Annotated in this window: 14 protein-coding genes and 1 pseudogene; 9 read left to right on the top strand and 6 right to left on the bottom strand. The window is 67.9% G+C overall.

What is annotated here, in order from left to right; genetic code table 11:
* The first annotated feature begins 984 nt into the window (after positions 1-984).
* The 7 genes and pseudogenes from ACKUU6_RS23995 to ACKUU6_RS23965 form a co-directional block, all read left to right on the top strand.
* Positions 985-1,524 carry a hypothetical protein gene (locus ACKUU6_RS23995; protein ID WP_407990630.1) on the top strand — a complete coding sequence of 180 codons (540 nt, stop codon included), beginning with the start codon at positions 985-987 and terminating at the stop codon, positions 1,522-1,524.
* Positions 1,525-1,624: 100 nt separating this feature from the next.
* Complete coding sequence (locus ACKUU6_RS23990) at positions 1,625-2,605, top strand: carbohydrate ABC transporter permease (RefSeq protein ID WP_407990629.1); 981 nt, start codon at positions 1,625-1,627, stop codon at positions 2,603-2,605.
* Positions 2,602-3,480: a carbohydrate ABC transporter permease gene (locus ACKUU6_RS23985; RefSeq protein WP_407990628.1), complete on the top strand. Its 879-nt coding sequence runs from the start codon at positions 2,602-2,604 to the stop codon at positions 3,478-3,480. The genes ACKUU6_RS23990 and ACKUU6_RS23985 overlap by 4 nt, the downstream gene beginning before the upstream one ends.
* Positions 3,481-3,526: 46 nt before the next feature.
* On the top strand, positions 3,527-5,026 hold the full coding sequence (locus tag ACKUU6_RS23980) for an alpha-N-arabinofuranosidase (protein WP_407990627.1): 1,500 nt from the start codon (positions 3,527-3,529) through the stop codon (positions 5,024-5,026).
* Between the two features lie 383 nt (positions 5,027-5,409).
* Complete coding sequence (locus tag ACKUU6_RS23975; RefSeq protein ID WP_407990626.1) at positions 5,410-5,589, top strand: hypothetical protein; 180 nt, start codon at positions 5,410-5,412, stop codon at positions 5,587-5,589.
* A gap of 955 nt (positions 5,590-6,544) precedes the next feature.
* Positions 6,545-6,856 (top strand): hypothetical protein, encoded by a 312-nt coding sequence (locus ACKUU6_RS23970; protein WP_407990625.1) that lies wholly within the window; start codon positions 6,545-6,547, stop codon positions 6,854-6,856.
* Between the two features lie 221 nt (positions 6,857-7,077).
* Positions 7,078-7,431: pseudogene (locus ACKUU6_RS23965) on the top strand (MBL fold metallo-hydrolase); the annotation flags it as partial.
* Between the two features lie 233 nt (positions 7,432-7,664).
* On the opposite strand, the gene ACKUU6_RS23960 reads toward ACKUU6_RS23965, so the two are convergent.
* Positions 7,665-7,805 (bottom strand): hypothetical protein, encoded by a 141-nt coding sequence (locus ACKUU6_RS23960; RefSeq protein ID WP_407990624.1) that lies wholly within the window; start codon positions 7,803-7,805, stop codon positions 7,665-7,667.
* Positions 7,806-8,012: 207 nt separating this feature from the next.
* Between ACKUU6_RS23960 and ACKUU6_RS23955 the strand changes: the two genes are divergently transcribed.
* Entirely contained in the window at positions 8,013-8,342 is a 330-nt protein-coding gene (locus ACKUU6_RS23955) for a PRC-barrel domain containing protein (protein WP_407990623.1), read from the top strand.
* Positions 8,343-8,681: 339 nt separating this feature from the next.
* Here ACKUU6_RS23955 and ACKUU6_RS23950 read toward each other — a convergent pair whose 3' ends face one another.
* From ACKUU6_RS23950 to ACKUU6_RS23930, 5 genes are all read right to left on the bottom strand, one after another.
* Positions 8,682-9,089 carry an NAD(P)H-dependent oxidoreductase gene (locus ACKUU6_RS23950; protein WP_407990622.1) on the bottom strand — a complete coding sequence of 136 codons (408 nt, stop codon included), beginning with the start codon at positions 9,087-9,089 and terminating at the stop codon, positions 8,682-8,684.
* A gap of 32 nt (positions 9,090-9,121) precedes the next feature.
* Complete coding sequence (locus ACKUU6_RS23945) at positions 9,122-9,253, bottom strand: hypothetical protein (RefSeq protein WP_407992303.1); 132 nt, start codon at positions 9,251-9,253, stop codon at positions 9,122-9,124.
* An 862-nt stretch (positions 9,254-10,115) separates the two neighbouring features.
* Positions 10,116-11,888: a family 43 glycosylhydrolase gene (locus ACKUU6_RS23940; RefSeq protein ID WP_415927192.1), complete on the bottom strand. Its 1,773-nt coding sequence runs from the start codon at positions 11,886-11,888 to the stop codon at positions 10,116-10,118.
* A gap of 629 nt (positions 11,889-12,517) precedes the next feature.
* A complete protein-coding gene (locus tag ACKUU6_RS23935) occupies positions 12,518-12,775 on the bottom strand; it encodes a hypothetical protein (RefSeq protein WP_407990619.1) in 258 nt (85 codons plus the stop codon).
* 331 nt (positions 12,776-13,106) lie between these two features.
* The gene (locus tag ACKUU6_RS23930; RefSeq protein WP_407990618.1) at positions 13,107-13,661 is read right to left on the bottom strand and encodes a GNAT family N-acetyltransferase; all 555 of its coding nucleotides are present in this window, start codon (positions 13,659-13,661) and stop codon (positions 13,107-13,109) included.
* A gap of 439 nt (positions 13,662-14,100) precedes the next feature.
* Between ACKUU6_RS23930 and ACKUU6_RS23925 the strand changes: the two genes are divergently transcribed.
* Positions 14,101-15,789: a glycoside hydrolase family 27 protein gene (locus ACKUU6_RS23925; protein ID WP_407990617.1), complete on the top strand. Its 1,689-nt coding sequence runs from the start codon at positions 14,101-14,103 to the stop codon at positions 15,787-15,789.
* Positions 15,790-15,833 lie beyond the last annotated feature (44 nt).

The following is a 15,833-nucleotide window of genomic DNA, read 5'->3' as shown; positions in this document are numbered from 1 at the left end:
AGAGCTTTAATAGAGGCGACGCGTTGGTGGCGGCTGAGAGCCTGGCCGACCGCAATCTGGTCGATCAAGTCATTGAGCCGAGCAGCCCTTCTCGTTACAAGAGCAGCAGCCGGGCTGGTTCCCGAGATGAAAGTCTCTCGCGCGCTTGCCGGGGCGGCCACGCGAATCCCAGGGCCTACTGGCGACGTCCCCCTGAAGACCACAACATCCTGTGCAGTGATCGGAGGGTTGAACGTGACACGCCCACCGTTCGCCCCGATTTCAGGCTTCAGGCTTCGCCTATATCCCAACGATCCACGACCGACCCGAGCCCCGGACCTACCGGGAGCTGTTCGCCCCTGAGGTCGAGGTCGGCGACTCCGCAGGGCACTGGCACCGGATCGCGGCATGGTCGAACGAAGAGCGGGCGGCAATCGCCCTCGGCGTGCGCGCCGCAGTCGTAGACGTCCTGGCCAGCACCGGGCCACGTTCGTCCACTAGCTCGGCGGCGACCGGTCGGAGCACGTGCGCATCCACTACCCGTCGGTCCGCCCTGCAACGGCCACCGACCGGAGTCTTCAGGGGTGAGTCTGCCACCTGGTCGGCCGGGCGGGTTGGTCGGCGTAACAGTTTCCGGTCCGGATGGAGTCGTGGAGGTCCCAGAGTCTCTGTCAGCTCGTGAGGGAGTCTGCTCAGGTCTAACCGCCCTCGCGGCCCGCCGGATCTACCTCCGCTCACGAACCCTCGGCGATGCAACTTGTGTGCCATCACGTGGCACCATATGACGATGCATCAGAAGCTAACCAATAGCAGGATGCGCACCCCGCCGAGAGAGGATGGGTACGTCCCGCCTTGCCGCTTCTGACATCGCCTCCTCTCCCCACTCGGGACTGTACGAAAGTTGGCTGACACTCCCGGCCTCAACCGTGGCGAACCGGACAGAACCTGTGGGATTGTCAGCTCCTCCCGTGCTGTGCGTCGGGAGTGTCAGCTGGACAGACCCGCTTGCACAACAAGGCCTCCGAAGAGGACAAGGTGCTGACCTTCGTCGGCGCGTCCTGGTCCGCCGGCGGCCTGAAGTCGGACCTGAAGGGCCAGGCCGGCAAGTGGGCGGTCGCCCCGATGCCGACCTGGGAGGCCGGCGACGGCAAGAGCTCCTTCAACGGCGGCTCGGCCACCTCGGTGATGACCGGGTGCAGGACGCCCCACCAAGCCGCACAGTTCGCCGCGTTCCTGTCCGGTGACCCGCAGGCCGTGAAGACGGGCATCGACGCCGGGCTGTACCCCGCGTCGAAGGCCGGACAGGACGACCCGTCCCTCACGGAGGGTGACCCGTTCTTCGGCGGCCAGAAGGTCGGCGATCTGTACAAGGCGTCCGCCGCGCAGGTCCCCACCACCTGGACCAACGGGCCGACCTATCAGCAGGTCGAGACGGACTTCACCGGTGCGATCGGCTCCGGCAGCTATCCGGACGCGGTCACCAAGGTCCAGGCCTCGACGGTCGCCGCGATCAAGCAGCTCGGACTGTCGGTGACCAACGGCTGAGGCGGCGGGACCCGAGCTGCCCGAAGGGGTTCCCGCGGCCGCCCGTACCCGGCGCCGCGGGAACCCGCTCCCTGACGACGAACCGCCCAGCGAGGTTTCCATGAGCAGTCCCAGCAGCACCCGGACCGCGTCGCCGCCGCGGTCGGCGCCCGCGGTCACCCCCCGCGTCTCCCCCGCCGGACGGCCACGGCGCGGCGGCCGCCGTGCCGCGTCGACCGCGTCGGGTTTCCTGGCGCCGTTCGCGGTGCTCTTCCTGACCATGATGATCGTGCCGATCGGCTACGCGATCTACCAGAGCTTCTTCACCGTCCACCGTGCCGGGCTGTTCGGTGGTACGCAGTCCACGGAATTCGCGGGACTGTCGAACTACGCCGCCGCCTTCGGCGACCACGACTTCACCGCGTCGATCGTCCGGGTCGTGCTGCTGGGCTGCGTCCAGGTTCCGGTCATGCTCGGCCTGGCCCTGCTGCTCGCGCTCCTGCTGGACTCCCGCTCGGCCCGGCTGCGCAGGACCTTCCGGCTCGCGTTCTTCCTGCCTTACGCGCTGCCGGGTGCGATCGCCGCGGTGATGTGGTCCTTCCTCCTGGCGAAGAGCCTGTCACCGTTCACCGGACCGCTGTCCCACCTCGGGATCGACGTCGACTTCCTGTCGCCGTCGTGGGTCCCGGTCTCGATCGGGAACATGATCACGTGGGGCTGGACCGGCTACAACATGCTGATCATCTACTCCGCGCTGCAGACAATCCCCGCCGAGGTGATGGAGGCCGCCGCGCTCGACGGCTGCACCGGATGGCGCCTGGCGTGGGCGGTGAAGATCCCGATGGTGCGTCCCGCACTGGTGCTGACCACGGTCTTCTCCGTCATCGGGACGGCCCAGATGTACACCGAGCCGGCGGTGCTGGTCGGTGCGCGCGTCCCGGGCGTCTCGCCGAAGTTCTCCCCCATCATGAACACGACCTTGGGCATGGACCTGGGTAACCAGAACCTGGCCGCCGCCCAGTCCGTCGTGCTCGCGCTGCTCACCCTCGTGCTCTCGTTCGGATTCCTCAAGTACACCCAGCGCAAGGGAGCGATGGCATGAGCGTGGTCAGCGCTGGCCGACCGACCCGACCGGCCCCCCGCGGCACCGAGCTCGCGAGCAGGGTCGCCGTCAACGGGGTGCTGGGCCTGATGGCCCTCTACACGCTGCTCCCGCTGTGGTGGCTGTTCGTCTCCGCGACCAAGGAGTCGGGTTACCTCTACACCGGTACGCCGCTGTGGTTCTCCCACTTCGACCTGATCACCAACGTCAGGACCGTGCTGGGCTTCGAGGGCGGAGTCTTCTCCACCTGGCTCGCCAACAGCGCGCTGTACAGCCTCGTCGGCGCGACCGTCAGCACCCTGCTGTCCGCGATGGCCGGCTACGCGCTGACCAAGTTCCACTTCCGTGGCCGGGAGAGCGTCTTCAACGTCATCCTCGCCTCGGTACTCATTCCGGCGCCGATGTTCGCCCTGCCGCTGTTCCTGCTCATGGCGAAGCTCAACCTGACCGACTCGTACTGGTCGGTGCTGCTGCCCAGCTGCGTCAGCCCGTTCGGCGTCTACCTGTGCCGGATCTTCGCCGCGGCGTCCGTCCCGGACGAACTGCTGGAAGCGGCGCGGCTTGACGGGGCGGGCGAGAGGCGCACCTTCTTCGGGATCGCCCTGCCGCTGATGGCCCCGGCCCTGGTGACCGTCTTCCTGTTCCAGTTCGTCGGCATCTGGAACAACTACCTGCTGCCCTCGCTCATGCTCAACTCTTCCTCGCTTCAGCCCGTCACGGTGGGACTGGTGCAGTGGCGCTCGGAGTTCGCCAACGGCGTGCCGCCGCTGGTGCCGATCACCGGGGCGTTCCTGTCGCTGATCCCCCTGCTCGTCGCCTTCGTCAGTCTCCAGCGGTTCTGGCGCAAGGGCCTGACCGCCGGCGCCGTCAAGTAGGACATCCGTCACCCGACTCCGCACCTCACAGCAGAGGACCACCGCATTGCACCGCGCTCACATCGTCCTGGACCGGCAGGCCGTCGTCGCTCCCGTCCGGCGCCGTACCTTCGGCTCCTTCGTCGAGCACCTCGGCCGCTGCGTCTACACCGGAATCTACGAACCGGAGCACCCCAGCGCGAACAAGGACGGCTTCCGCATGGACGTCGTCGACCTCGTCCGTGAGCTCGGCAGCACGACGATCCGCTACCCGGGCGGCAACTTCGTCTCCGGCTTCCGCTGGGAGGACTCGATCGGCCCGCGCGACAAGCGCCCGGTGCGCCGCGATCTGGCCTGGCACTCGCTGGAGTCGAACCAGGTCGGCCTGGACGAGTTCACGGCCTGGCTCAAGCTCACCGGCTCGGAGCTGATGCTGGCGGTCAACCTCGGCACCCGTGGCATCCTGTCCGCCCTCGACCTGCTGGAGTACGCCAACCATCCGTCCGGCACCGCGCTCTCGGACCTGCGCATCGCCAACGGCACGCCGGAGCCGCATGACATCCGCATGTGGTGCCTCGGCAACGAGATGGACGGGCCCTGGCAGACCGGTTTCCTGAACGCCGAGGACTACGGCAAGCTCGCCGCCCGCACCGCCTCGGCCATGAAGATGGCCGACAAGGACCTCGAACTCGTGGTCTGCGGCTCCTCCGGCTCCTGGATGTCGACCTTCGGCGACTGGGAGCGCACGGTGCTCGAGCACACCTACGACCACGTCGACTACGTCTCCTGCCACGCCTACTACCAGGAGCTCGACGGCGACCTCGGCTCCTTTCTCGCCTCGGCGACCGACATGGACTACTTCATCGACACCGTCGTCGCGACCGCCGACCACGTGGGCTACAAGAAACGTTCCAACAAGAAGATCAACATCTCGTTCGACGAGTGGAACGTCTGGTACCAGAAGGAGTTCCACGAGTCCGACGAGGTCAACGAGGAGTGGCGGCACGCCCCCCGGCAACTGGAGGACGTCTACTCGGCAGCGGACGCCGTCGTCGTCGGCAACCTGCTGATGACCCTCCTCAAGCGCAGCGACCGCGTCACCTCGGCGTCGCTCGCGCAACTCGTCAACGTGATCGCACCGATCATGACCGAGCCCGGCGGCCCGGCCTGGCGGCAGACCTCCTTCTACCCGTTCTCGATCACCAGCCGGCTCGCCGCCGGCGAGGTGATCCTCCCCGCGATCGAGTCGCCGACGTACACCACGGCACGCCACGGCGAGGCCCCCGTCATCGACGCCGTCGCCACCGTCGAGAAGGACCGGTCCGCGCTCTTCCTCGTCAACCGCAGCCTCTCGCAGCCCGCCCAGGTCACCGTCGACGTCCGCAGCCTGGGCTCCTCGCGGATCCTTGAGGCACTCACGCTCGCCGACCAGGACGTGTACGCGAAGAACACCCTCGCCGAACCCGACCGCGTGGTCCCCCACACCAACCCGAACGCCACCCTGACCGACGGCGTCCTCACCATCGAACTGCCGCCCGTGTCCTGGACCGCAGTCGCACTCCACTGACCCTGACGTCCACGGGAGAGCGCCCGCGTGCCGTAGGGCTCCCCGCTTCGCCGAGGATGCGGGGAGCCCTGCGGTCGGCCCGGGTCAGCCGGCTGCCCAGGGTGTAGATGGGAGCGGAGTCGCCGAGCACCTGCATCGTGTAGAGGATCTGGTTTGTCCTTGACGGTGTTGTTCTTCGCCGTGGTGGTCGGGTACCCACGGTTGATGGAGTTCGTCGAACCGTCGAGGTTCCACCATCTCCGGCCGAGCGTGATTCCCGCCCACGGGGACTTCTCGATTCAGCAGGTCGGGGTACTGGCGACCGTTGGCGACCATCTGCACGTCGGGCCGCTACCCGAACAACCCTCTGATTCGACGGAAGGATCCGGGGCAGAGGAAGGGGTATGAGCGATGACGAATGCCGACAACCGGACGCGGGTGAGACGTCGGCCGAGAAGACGATGGAAGCCGCCGCCGCGCGGTTGAGGGCGGATACCGCCGCAGCGGTCGCATCGCTGAGAGAACAAGCCGTCAAATTCGGGCATACACCGCAGACGGGCCGGAGGCGGCAGTCCGTCCGCTGAAGCCCGCACCCCTGGCCGAGCGGTCACTACTGGAGTCGAGCAGATCCGAACCCACGAGGTAACAGTGCGTCAGCCAGCTGTGGTGGTCGGCTGGCAACGGTCTGCTGCGCCGCCTTCACGGGCGCCGACACGGCCTCGTCCGCGACCCGGTGCAGCCTGCCTCGATGGCCTGTGAACATTACCGGTGGTGGCGGACCGCCTCCCGCGCCACGTCGGCCTCGGCGCGCAGCTGCCACAGCCGCTCGGTCTGCTCCTCGGTCGAGGGCGCACCCTCCCGCCAGTGCTGAAGGTAGGCGTGCGTCGGCTGGACCCGTCCGGATGTCGTGCCGACAGAAATCCCCAGCGAGCGGCGACCCTTCCGCGCCGGGTGTCCACCGAGGGGTGAAGCGCACCTGCGGCTGCGCACTGGCCCTCCGCGGACGCCGGCGGAAGGGCACACACAGCAAGTAACACCGTGTCAGACCGGCAACCCGGCATTGCCCCTTGCGGGTGGGGCGATGCCGGACCGCCGGCCTTGGGGCTGCCGCCGCTTCGTCCGCGCTCGGCCGCGTCGTGGAACTGCAGAGTCGGGCTCGGCTTCCCGAACACCGGTGAATCCAGCGCAATCGCACGCGGAAGCTCAGACCCACACACCACACTGGCTGATTCTGTTCGATTCTGTCGGTATCTGAGTGCGGTCTGCCGTAATATCCAGCCGCACCGTCCTCGCACCTCCCTGCTCTGCCAAGGCACTTACGCCACCGTCTTACTGATCGGACGCAGATGAGACCCATCCGGACGTACCGCCCATGGCTCAAGCACCGACCCCGTCTTCTCCAGCGACGGCACGACGATCGCGTTCCTGTCCGGCGCCAACGGGCTGACCGCTGACGGCCCGGCGAATCCCACCGGCGACATCTTCGTCCACAACCTGCGCACCAACACGACGGTCAAGGCATCGATCGGCCTGGACGGGGTGTCGGGCAACGGCTGGAGCGGCAGCCACTTCGCCTCCCTGTCCGGCGACGGGCGCTACGTCGCCTTCCAGTCGCTGCCCACCAACCTCGTGCCTCAACCGCTCAACCGCGCCTACCATGTCTTCGTCCGCGACCTGCTCCTCGGTACCACGCGCGTGGTCACGACCGCTGCCGCCGGGACGGACGGCGGCGGATACGCGGGCGCACTGTCCCCCTCCGGCACGTACATCACGTTCTACTCCTGGGCGACGGACCTGGTCCCCGGGTGGACCGACGGAAGCAATCCTCAGATCTACCTCCGCAGGATCTGATCCCGACTCCCTCGACTGGGGTGCGTCCCGACTCCCTCGACTGGGGTGCGTCCCGGGGCCTTCGACTGGGTCGGGTCCCGGGGCCTTCGACCGCGAAATCCAACACGTCCGGAAACAGGCCGAGGAGGACACCGCGTCCGCCGCTGTCCTCTCTTGGAGCCGCTGTGTCCGCTGTCGGCAGACCCCCTGGAAAGAACACAACGGCGCGCCAGAATGACCGGATGGAGCAGCACACAGCGGTGCATCGCCTCGACCTGGGGTACTTCGTCCGACCTGCGTCCGAGACCGGCGGCCCTCAGCCGCGGGTTGAACCGGTGCTCGACTATCTGGTGCGGCGCGACGAGGGACTGATCCTCTTCGACACCGGTGTCGAAGCCGCCGATCCCGAGACCGAGGCCCACTACGGTCCCCAACGACGGCCGCTGGAGGGCGCCCTCGCGGCGGTCGGCGTCACCCTCGCCGATGTCTCCCGGGTCGTGAACTGCCACCTTCACTTCGACCACTGCGGCGGGAACCCCTTGCCGGCCGGCAAGCCGATCCTGGTACAGGCCGTGGAGCTGGCCGCTGCTCGCCAACGCGATTAGTCGCGTGCTCTTCGCACCCGACTGCTCGGGCTGGGTGCCTGCCTGTCGGAGCGGCCGAGCCCTGCCGCGCCGCGAGAGCCCGGTCGCTGAACCGATCGCGGCCGGAGCCGGCAACCCCGACATCGCCCCGCGCTGGCCCTGTCGACAGACGCGGGCCCCCGGGGCGCACTGAGTAACGAGGCAGAGATCAGCGCAGGAACCGCACGCTCGTCGCAGAGGAGGACTCAGCGACGGTGGCGGGCGTCACCCTGGCGCTCGGTGTCGACCGGCGCCAGCCGACGCGGGCCCCGATGGCGCCCGCTCGGGCCGACGGCCACCTCGACGGCAGCCGCCCCGATCAGCATCACCAACAGAAGGAGCATCATGTCCACGGCCTCCAGCTCCACGAAGCGATCCGGTGCCGACCCGCCTGCCCCCGATCGGGGCGTCAACACCCCAGCCGCCCCGTGCTCTTGCCGAGCCGGGGCATCGGGACGTCCCCGGTCCGGGTCTCTCGGAAGTCGCAGGCGTGCCGGCCACGGGGTGGTAGCCGACCCAGCGTCAGAGCGACACCGAACAGCGAGGAGGCAGTTGTGAGCAGCGGACTGTGGGGCTACGAGGGCACCGAGGGTTACGCGGCGGCCACCGATCTGACCGGGTACCGGGTGGAGGCCACCGACGGGCACATCGGCAAGGTCGACAAGCACACCGAGGACGTGGACACGGCCCACATCGTGGTCGACACCGGCCCGTGGATCTTCGGCCGCGAGGTCCTCCGGCTGGCCGGCACCACCAGCCGGGTGGACACGGCGGAGAAGACCGCGTGGGTGAACCGCACCAAGGACGAGATCAAGAACTCCCCCGAGTTCGACAGGGACCAGCACACCGACCACCGCGACTACCACGACCGGCTCGACGGCTAACACGGAAGCAGCGGCACGGGTCTCTGACGGGGCAACAGGCGCCGGGGCCCCACCGGAACGACGGACGCCGTTGGTCAATTCAGGCCCTATGGCTTCGCCGCGTCGAGTTGGTTCTCCGCGGGGCGAAGTGCTGCGAAGTGGCTGATGCGGGTGAGGGCCCGGGGTGTCCCGGTTCGGAGCCGGTAGGCGCGGGTGGTGTCGGGCGAGTTGGTCACGGTGCGCAGGACGATGCGTCGCACGTCGGTGACGCCCACGTACGGAAGGGCGCAGGCGGCCCAAATTCGTTGCAGGGGTCGCCGAACTCGTCCTGCTCCCGCTCGGCGGGAGTGTCCGAGGTGTTCAGTACCAGGGCTCGGCCTGCTTTGAGCAAGTCGGCGGGTTCTCCGTCGGCGGTGCCGAGTTTGTAGGCCACCCCGGGGACGACGACCCGCTGCACCCAGTCGGCCAGGACGGCGGTGGCATTCCCCACCAGTTGAGGTGGATGAGGACCAGGGCGTCGAGCGTGGCGACCTCGGCACGGTGCAGCGCGAGGTGGGGATCGCTGGTGTCGGCTGCGTCGGCAACGGTGCCGGTCTCCTCAGCCAAGCGGGCGAAAGCGAAGTCCTCGGCGTACAGGTCGCGCGCCAGAACCTCGCAGCCGCGGCCGCGCAGCTCGTCCACGACTGCGTGGTAGAGCGCCTGGTTGAAGCTGCCGATTCGCGGGTGCGCCAGGTAGACGCCGATCCGAATGGGCATGGCCGTGGTCATGTGCAGTTCCACCTGGACGAGTTGTCGGTACGTCAGTTGCCGCGCAGGCCGATCGTGTCGGTGACGATGCTGCGCTTGCGGCCGATGATCCTCTTGCCGACGTCGGCGCCCTGGCCGGCAGCTAGCGCCAGGGGATGCGGCACCACTTCCCGTTCGACAACCATTTAGATATGTCAAATCCCTATCGCCAAGCGGCTGTTGACATATCCAGTGCCGCACGCGAAGCGTTCGAAGCGCTTGAACGCTGCCCCTGACCGAGGGATCGACGTGAGCTACCCGCCCCTGCCCGCCGCCGTACCGCGATCTCGCGCTCCCGACGGACGCGCTGACCAGCTCGTCCACTGGACATCGACTCCCAGGTGAAGCAGGTCCACGGCGCCGCCAAGCAAGATCTGGCGGTTCCATGTGGTGTTCACCGACAGCGCCTTCCCTGTGGTCGAGGCCGAGCGGTGCCGCCGTCCGCACGCGATCGTGGAGCAGGTCTTCCAGGATCTGGAGGACTCCGCACCCGGTCACCTTCCGTCGGGGAAGTTCGCCGCGAACGCCGCCTCGCTCACCCTGGCCAAGCTCGCGCACAGCCTCACCCACGCCGTCGGCACCCTCGCGTCCGCGTTCCACTCCAGAGCCCGCACCGGAGATGTCCACCGCCGACTGATCGCGGTCCCGGCCTGGTTGGCCGCCGGTGCTGAGGTCCTGGCCTTCCACCTACCCGAACGCCGGCCCGGGCAGGCTGCGTTCGAAGCATTGCGGACGACCATCGGGTACCGCCCGCCAACCGGACCGACTGCCCCCGACGAAGGACCTCGGAGATCCCGCCACCGGGGCGGCCACCACCCGGCAGTTACCCACACCTGCCACGCTCACCGGATTCCGCTCGGTGGGTCCAGGATGAACCAAGAACCGCCTGCAACTGACCTGACCTGAAACTGCGCTCGTCCAGTGGCGTATACCGGCTACCCGGCCGGCAAACGGCTCTGGACAGGATCGGGCGCCGAGTTTCCGGCCCGGGCCCGACCCTGTGGTGGTTCAGCTCTTGCCGGTCAGGCGCCAGACCTGGTTCTTCTTGGTGGTCAGGGCACCGGCGGAGTCACACGTCCATTGGTGGACCAGTGCTCCGACGGCGGTGGAGATCCCGCTGACGTCCACGCACTTGCCGCTGTGCACCGCGACGAGCTGGTAGTCGTTGGCGGTGGCGGCGACCTGCCGCAGCGTGAACTGCTGGTTCGTGCCGCCGTGGCAGGTCCACTGGTTGACCGCCGCGCCGTCGGCGGTGGAAGCGCCGCCGACGTCGAGGCACTTGCCGCTGTAGCGGTTCACCAAGGAGTAGGTGTCCGCCACCCCTTGCACCGGGCGGAAGTCGAACCGCTGTTCCTCACCGGTGCCGCAGGTGTACTGCCGGTACTGAGTGCCGTCGGTGGTGCTCAAGTCGGTGTCGTCCAGGCAGTACCCGCTGTGCTGGGCGACGGCCGTTGACGAGAAGCCGGGCTGGCCGGAGGTGAACTGCCACCAGTTCATGTTGAACAGGGACCCGCTGCCACCAGCGAAGCGCAGGTACAGGTCGTGGGTCCCGGTGGCACCGGTGACAGGGCACGAGACCGTGCTCCAGGTCTGCCAGCCTCCGGTGCCCGACACCGTGCACGTCCCGACTGTCGGCCCGGTAGTACTGTCCAGGTGCAGCTCGACTCGGCCGCCGCTGGTGCCTGAGGCCACCCTGGCGGTGAACGAGCCGGCACCGGTGCCGAATGCTATGCCCTTGACCTTGGTGTAATCGCCGTTTTCAATCCAGCTGATGTTCATTCCGCCCTCGCTGGAGGGTTCGGTTTCGATGCCGCTGCCCCACGCGATGGTCTCGGCTTCCTGACGGACATAGGGATTGAGCGTGCCGGCCTGCGGCGCTCCGGCCGTGGTCATGTTGATCGTTGGAATGGTGCCGTCGGCGTTGTAGCTGAACTTCTCCACCGCGACCGACCGGGTGTAGCCACCGCCGCCCGGCAGGGCACCGTTGTGGTAGAAGAAGTACGAGCTGCCGTTGAAGTCGACGACGCCGACGTGGTTGGTGAAGCTGCTGCCCTGCGTGGGCATGATGGTGCCGCGGTACGTCCACGGTCCGGTCGGGCCGGGCGAGGTGGAGTAGGCGATGAACTCAGAACAGCATTTCGCCGCGAACACCATGTAGTACAGGCCGTTTCGCTTGTAGAACCACGGGCCTTCCTCGTACAGGGTGGGCCGGTTCGCATCTCCCGTGCGGGTGCCGAACCCCGCGGTGGTCAGCGGTATCTGCGTCGGGCTGCCTGAGTACGAGATCATGTCGGCGTTGAGCCGCACGTACCACAGCTTCGGGTTTCCGTAATACAGGTAGGCTTGCCCGTCGTCGTCGATGAAGACGGTGGGATCGATTTCGGAATTCTGGATCAGCGGACCACCGATCGCGTCGCGGAACGGCCCGGTTGGGCTGTCCGAGACCCCGACTCCGATGGCTTGCGATCCGTTTGTCATTCGCACCGGCACGTACCAGTAGAACTTGCCGTTGCGGTAGACGGCCTGTCCCGCCCAGGCGTCCGCGCCGGCCCAGCTGAAGGTCGCAAGGCTCATCGGCGAGCCGTGATCGGTCCAGTTCACCATGTCCGACGAGGACCAAACCCGCCAATCGCGCATCCTGAAAGTCGTCGAGTTGTCCTCATCGTGTCCGGTGTACAGGTAGACCCGGCCGTTGTAGACCAGCGGCGCCGGGTCGGCGGTGTAAATGTGTTGCACGATCGGGTTGTCCGCCCGGGCCGCGGCCGGAAGAAATGCCATCATGCAGAGAAGGCTTATCGCCAAGGCGAGGAAGCGTTGCGGCCACCGCCGAAGTGTGAATGTCATTGCTCGAATCCCTTGTTCGGTGGGGATTTGAAGGGATGGGCGTCGGCCGGGGACCGCCAGAAGACGGGCCTCTAGGCCCTGTCCGGGCGATCTTGCCGGGCGTGCGACGTCGGACCCGCCGCGCCGGCGGCCGATGTCACAGCCCGACGCCGCACGCTGATCCGACAAGATCGCCAGGACAGGGCCTAGCGCTGCAGTGTCAGCACGCCCGACCGGTACGGCAGGAGGCCGTAGTCCATGCCGTCGGTGCTGGAGTCGTGTCCCTGGTAGAAATCGCCATGGCTGCCAAGCGACCACCCCCGACCCGCCACCTCGCGGCGCGCGCTGACCAGACCGACATGGCGTCCTCCTTCCATCATTGGGATCGCCGGTACGGGACAGGAGGCGTCGTCATGGACGGCAATTGCCTCAGAGCGCTGTGTTAGCGCTCACATTTCTGGACGAGCCGCACGGAGAGCCAACTGGTGGTACGGCTGAACGTGCCACATGCGACCTGAGTATCCCTCAGCATGTGCAGCAGCAACCAGAGTTCTTTCTGAAGTGGAAGTATATGCTCCGCATCGTGGTCAGTGGCGGCGGCTGAATTTGGATTCACCGATCGGTAACGGGCTCCGGCCTCGCCAACCTCCAAGCCGCACAGAAGCGCGCACCCCCTGGCGGTACGACATCACCGCCACCGTCATCAGCGCCACGACCGCCGCGGCGGTCCACGGCGTCAGGTACAGGAAGGTTGTGCCCCCCACCGTCAGGGCGAGCAGGATCTCGCCGGTCGCACAGGCCACCGAGGAGAGCGGGTCGGAAGCGAAAATCGGAGTAGGGGTCACGGACGGGAGGGCAGTCGGCCCGTGGAGCCCGTCCACCGCCGCACATTTTCGGGCATTTGCCCAGGCTCAGACGGGTTAATGGTGATCGTTCGACGGCCCCGGGGAGGGCGTTGGGGCGGCCCGCTAAGGAATCGTCAATATCAGGCTGCGCCCGGGGTGGGCGTTCGGGGGTACGACCAGTGGGGAACCGGCGGTGGTCCGTTGACGCGAGGTTCGGGGAACGCAGGGCGCGGTGCCGGTCAGCTGCTCGGCGAGCCTGGCGAGAAAGGGATCCCCTGGGCGGCTGACCGGCTCTCGTCGCGTGATCGAGCGAGCCACGAACCCTGTGAGGTCACGGGCGCGAGGCGAGGACGAGTTCATGCTCGAGGGACGACTCGTCGCCCGGGACCGGGATGGAGTGGCCACTGCGGGTGAAGCCGATCTTGCGATAGAAGGCCTCGGCCCGCTGGTTGTCCTGGTGAACGTAGAGGCGCACGCGGGAGACCTTGGGCTCGTCGAGCTCGTGGGCGAAGGCGATCGCCGCGTCGAAGAGGGCGCGGGCCAGGCCGGTGCCGCGCCGCTCCGGGCGGACGAACACACCGACCAGGTGGGCCTGGTGGTCGTCGACCGGCCTGCCGAGAACGTCCGCGCGGCCGGCCCGCTCGATCAGCACCGTCACCGATCCGTCCCAACTGCCGTCCGCCCGCTCGGCGATGAACTGCTGGGCGATCATGTCGCCGCGGGAGCCGGCTGCGCGCTGCTGCCAGAACTCGTCCGACTGCACGGCCGCGTTGTCGTAGCTGTCCAGGAAGGCGATACCCGCCACCGGATCCTGCAGCGCGTCGAGGCGCAGCTTCTTGACCTGCCGCCAGTCCGCGGCGGTCACGGCTCGTATCACGTGGTTCATCTGCCGATCTTCGGCGCGCGCGGAGGCCGACGGCAAGTGGATTTGGACAGGTCGCACGCACTGCCCGCTCCCACCGACGGGACGTGGTGACCAGAGGGACGGGCCTCCGGGCGTCCCGGCCGGCCCGTACGGTCACAGCTCCGGGAGCTGCCCCGGCCGGTCGCGGTCGCCCGAACTCCTCGGTCGCAGCGGCCAGTTCCGGCCAACAGGAACACTCGGCCGCGCTCTGCGAGAAGGGTTGACACGGTGTTCGGGGTGCTGGAACCTTTCAACCGCCAGAGCCGAGGGAATCCGCCGAAGGATTTTTTTACGACGGATTGTTAGCGCTAACAGATACGGCCAGGAAATCCCACCCAGGGCGCGAGGCCACTCTCCTGCGCGGACATCTGTCATGCCCGCGACGAGACGCCTCCTCACCCCGCAGCCAGGAGGCGATGACATGTTTCACCCGAACCCGCGCGTCAGACGACCGTCAGGGCGGACCGGACTGCTGAGGGCGCTCGCCGGACTGCTCTCGGCGTTCCTCCTGTCCCTGGCGCTCCCCCTGCTCTCCCTGAGCGCGGCGACGCCCGCCACCGCGGCGGCCGTCACCGCGGGTGTCACCGCGGGCAACGGCCTGGCGACCACGCCGCCGATGGGCTTCAACGACTGGAACGCCTACGGCTGCAACGTCTCCGAGTCGCTGATCAGGACCACGGCGCTCGCCATGCACAACAACGGCATGCAGGCCGCCGGGTACAACTACGTCAACATCGACGACTGTTGGATGACCCACGCCCGGGATTCCAACGGGCGCCTGGTCCCGGATCCGGTCAAGTTCCCGAACGGGATCAAGGGCACCGCCGACTACGTCCACTCGCTGGGCCTGAAGTTGGGCATCTACGAGGACGCCGGCCTGCAGACCTGCGCCGGATTCCCCGGCAGCCTCGGGCACGAGACCACCGACGCCCAGTCCTTCGCCTCCTGGGGAGTGGACTACCTGAAGTACGACAACTGCTATGCGGGTCCGGGCTGTTGGCTGAACTCCTGCCCCAACGGCAGCAAGGCACCCGCGCAGACCCGCTACACCACGATGCGCGACGCCCTGGCCGCGACCGGGCGGCCCATCCTGTTCAGCCTGTGCAACTGGGGCGAGGACAACGTGTGGACCTGGGGCGCCGGCATCGGCAACAGCTGGCGCACCACCGGTGACATCAACGCGAGTTGGTCCAGCATCCTGTCGATCTTCCACAGCAACGTGCGGCTGGCCTCCTACGCCGGGCCCGGCCACTGGAACGACCCGGACATGCTGGAGATCGGCAACGGCCCGCTCACCGACGTCGAGAACCGCTCGCACTTCAGCCTCTGGTCGCAGATGGCGGCCCCGTTGATCGCCGGCACCAACATCGCCTCGGCCAGTCCGGCCACCCTGGCCACGCTCACCAACGCCCGGGTGATCGCGGTGGACCAGGACCCGCTCGGCAAGCAGGGCACCCTGGTGTCCTCCAACGGCGGTCTCGACGTGCTGGCCAAGCCGCTGGCGAACGGCGACGTCTCGGTGGTCCTGTTCAACGAGACCGGATCGACCGCCACCATCAGCACCTCCGCCGCGGCGATCGGGAAGACCGGGGCGGCCGGCTACACCCTCACCGACCTGTGGTCCGGCGCGACCTCGACCACCGCAGGGACCATCAGCGCCTCGGTCCCGCCGCACGGCACCACCATGTTCCGGGTCGCCGGCGGCACCAGCAGCGGGACGGGCGGCGCGGTCCGCGCGGTGGGCGCGGCCAAGTGCCTGGACGTGCCGAACGGGACCACCACCGCGGGCACCCAGCTGGTGATCTGGGACTGCAACGCCCAGACGAACCAGCAGTGGACGTACACCGCGTCCAAGCAGCTGACCGTCTACTCCGGCGGCACCCAGATGTGCCTCGACGCGGACAACAGCCAGACCGCACCGGGCACCAAGGCCCAGATCTGGACCTGCAACGGCCAGGCGAACCAGCAGTGGAACGTGAACAGCAACGGCACCATCACGAGCGCCCAGTCCGGGCTCTGCCTCGACGTCACCGCCAAGTCCAACGCCAACGGCGCCCTGGTCGACCTGTGGACGTGCAACGGCCAGACCAACCAGCAGTGGGCCCTCTGAGGTTTCCGCACCGCCACGGTGGGGGCGGTGCGCCATCGGTGACG

Origin of the sequence: Kitasatospora sp. CMC57, from assembly GCF_045866025.2 — a bacterium.
Lineage (GTDB): Bacteria > Actinomycetota > Actinomycetes > Streptomycetales > Streptomycetaceae > Kitasatospora.
The sequence above is the reverse complement of the archived record's forward strand: the minus strand, read 5'-3'. Positions and strand labels throughout refer to the sequence as shown.

Bases quoted from the DNA above. Each gene is read 5' to 3' on its own strand.
- ACKUU6_RS23940 (WP_415927192.1), bottom strand. From the start codon at position 11,888: ATGATGGCATTTCTTCCGGCCGCGGCCCGGGCGGACAACCCGATCGTG.
- ACKUU6_RS23950 (WP_407990622.1), bottom strand. From the start codon at position 9,089: ATGACCACGGCCATGCCCATTCGGATCGGCGTCTACCTGGCGCACCCG.
- ACKUU6_RS23990 (WP_407990629.1), top strand. From the start codon at position 1,625: ATGAGCAGTCCCAGCAGCACCCGGACCGCGTCGCCGCCGCGGTCGGCG.
- ACKUU6_RS23945 (WP_407992303.1), bottom strand. From the start codon at position 9,253: ATGGTTGTCGAACGGGAAGTGGTGCCGCATCCCCTGGCGCTAGCTGCC.
- ACKUU6_RS23925 (WP_407990617.1), top strand. From the start codon at position 14,101: ATGTTTCACCCGAACCCGCGCGTCAGACGACCGTCAGGGCGGACCGGA.
- ACKUU6_RS23960 (WP_407990624.1), bottom strand. From the start codon at position 7,805: ATGATGCTCCTTCTGTTGGTGATGCTGATCGGGGCGGCTGCCGTCGAG.
- ACKUU6_RS23985 (WP_407990628.1), top strand. From the start codon at position 2,602: ATGAGCGTGGTCAGCGCTGGCCGACCGACCCGACCGGCCCCCCGCGGC.
- ACKUU6_RS23930 (WP_407990618.1), bottom strand. From the start codon at position 13,661: ATGAACCACGTGATACGAGCCGTGACCGCCGCGGACTGGCGGCAGGTC.
- ACKUU6_RS23975 (WP_407990626.1), top strand. From the start codon at position 5,410: ATGAGCGATGACGAATGCCGACAACCGGACGCGGGTGAGACGTCGGCC.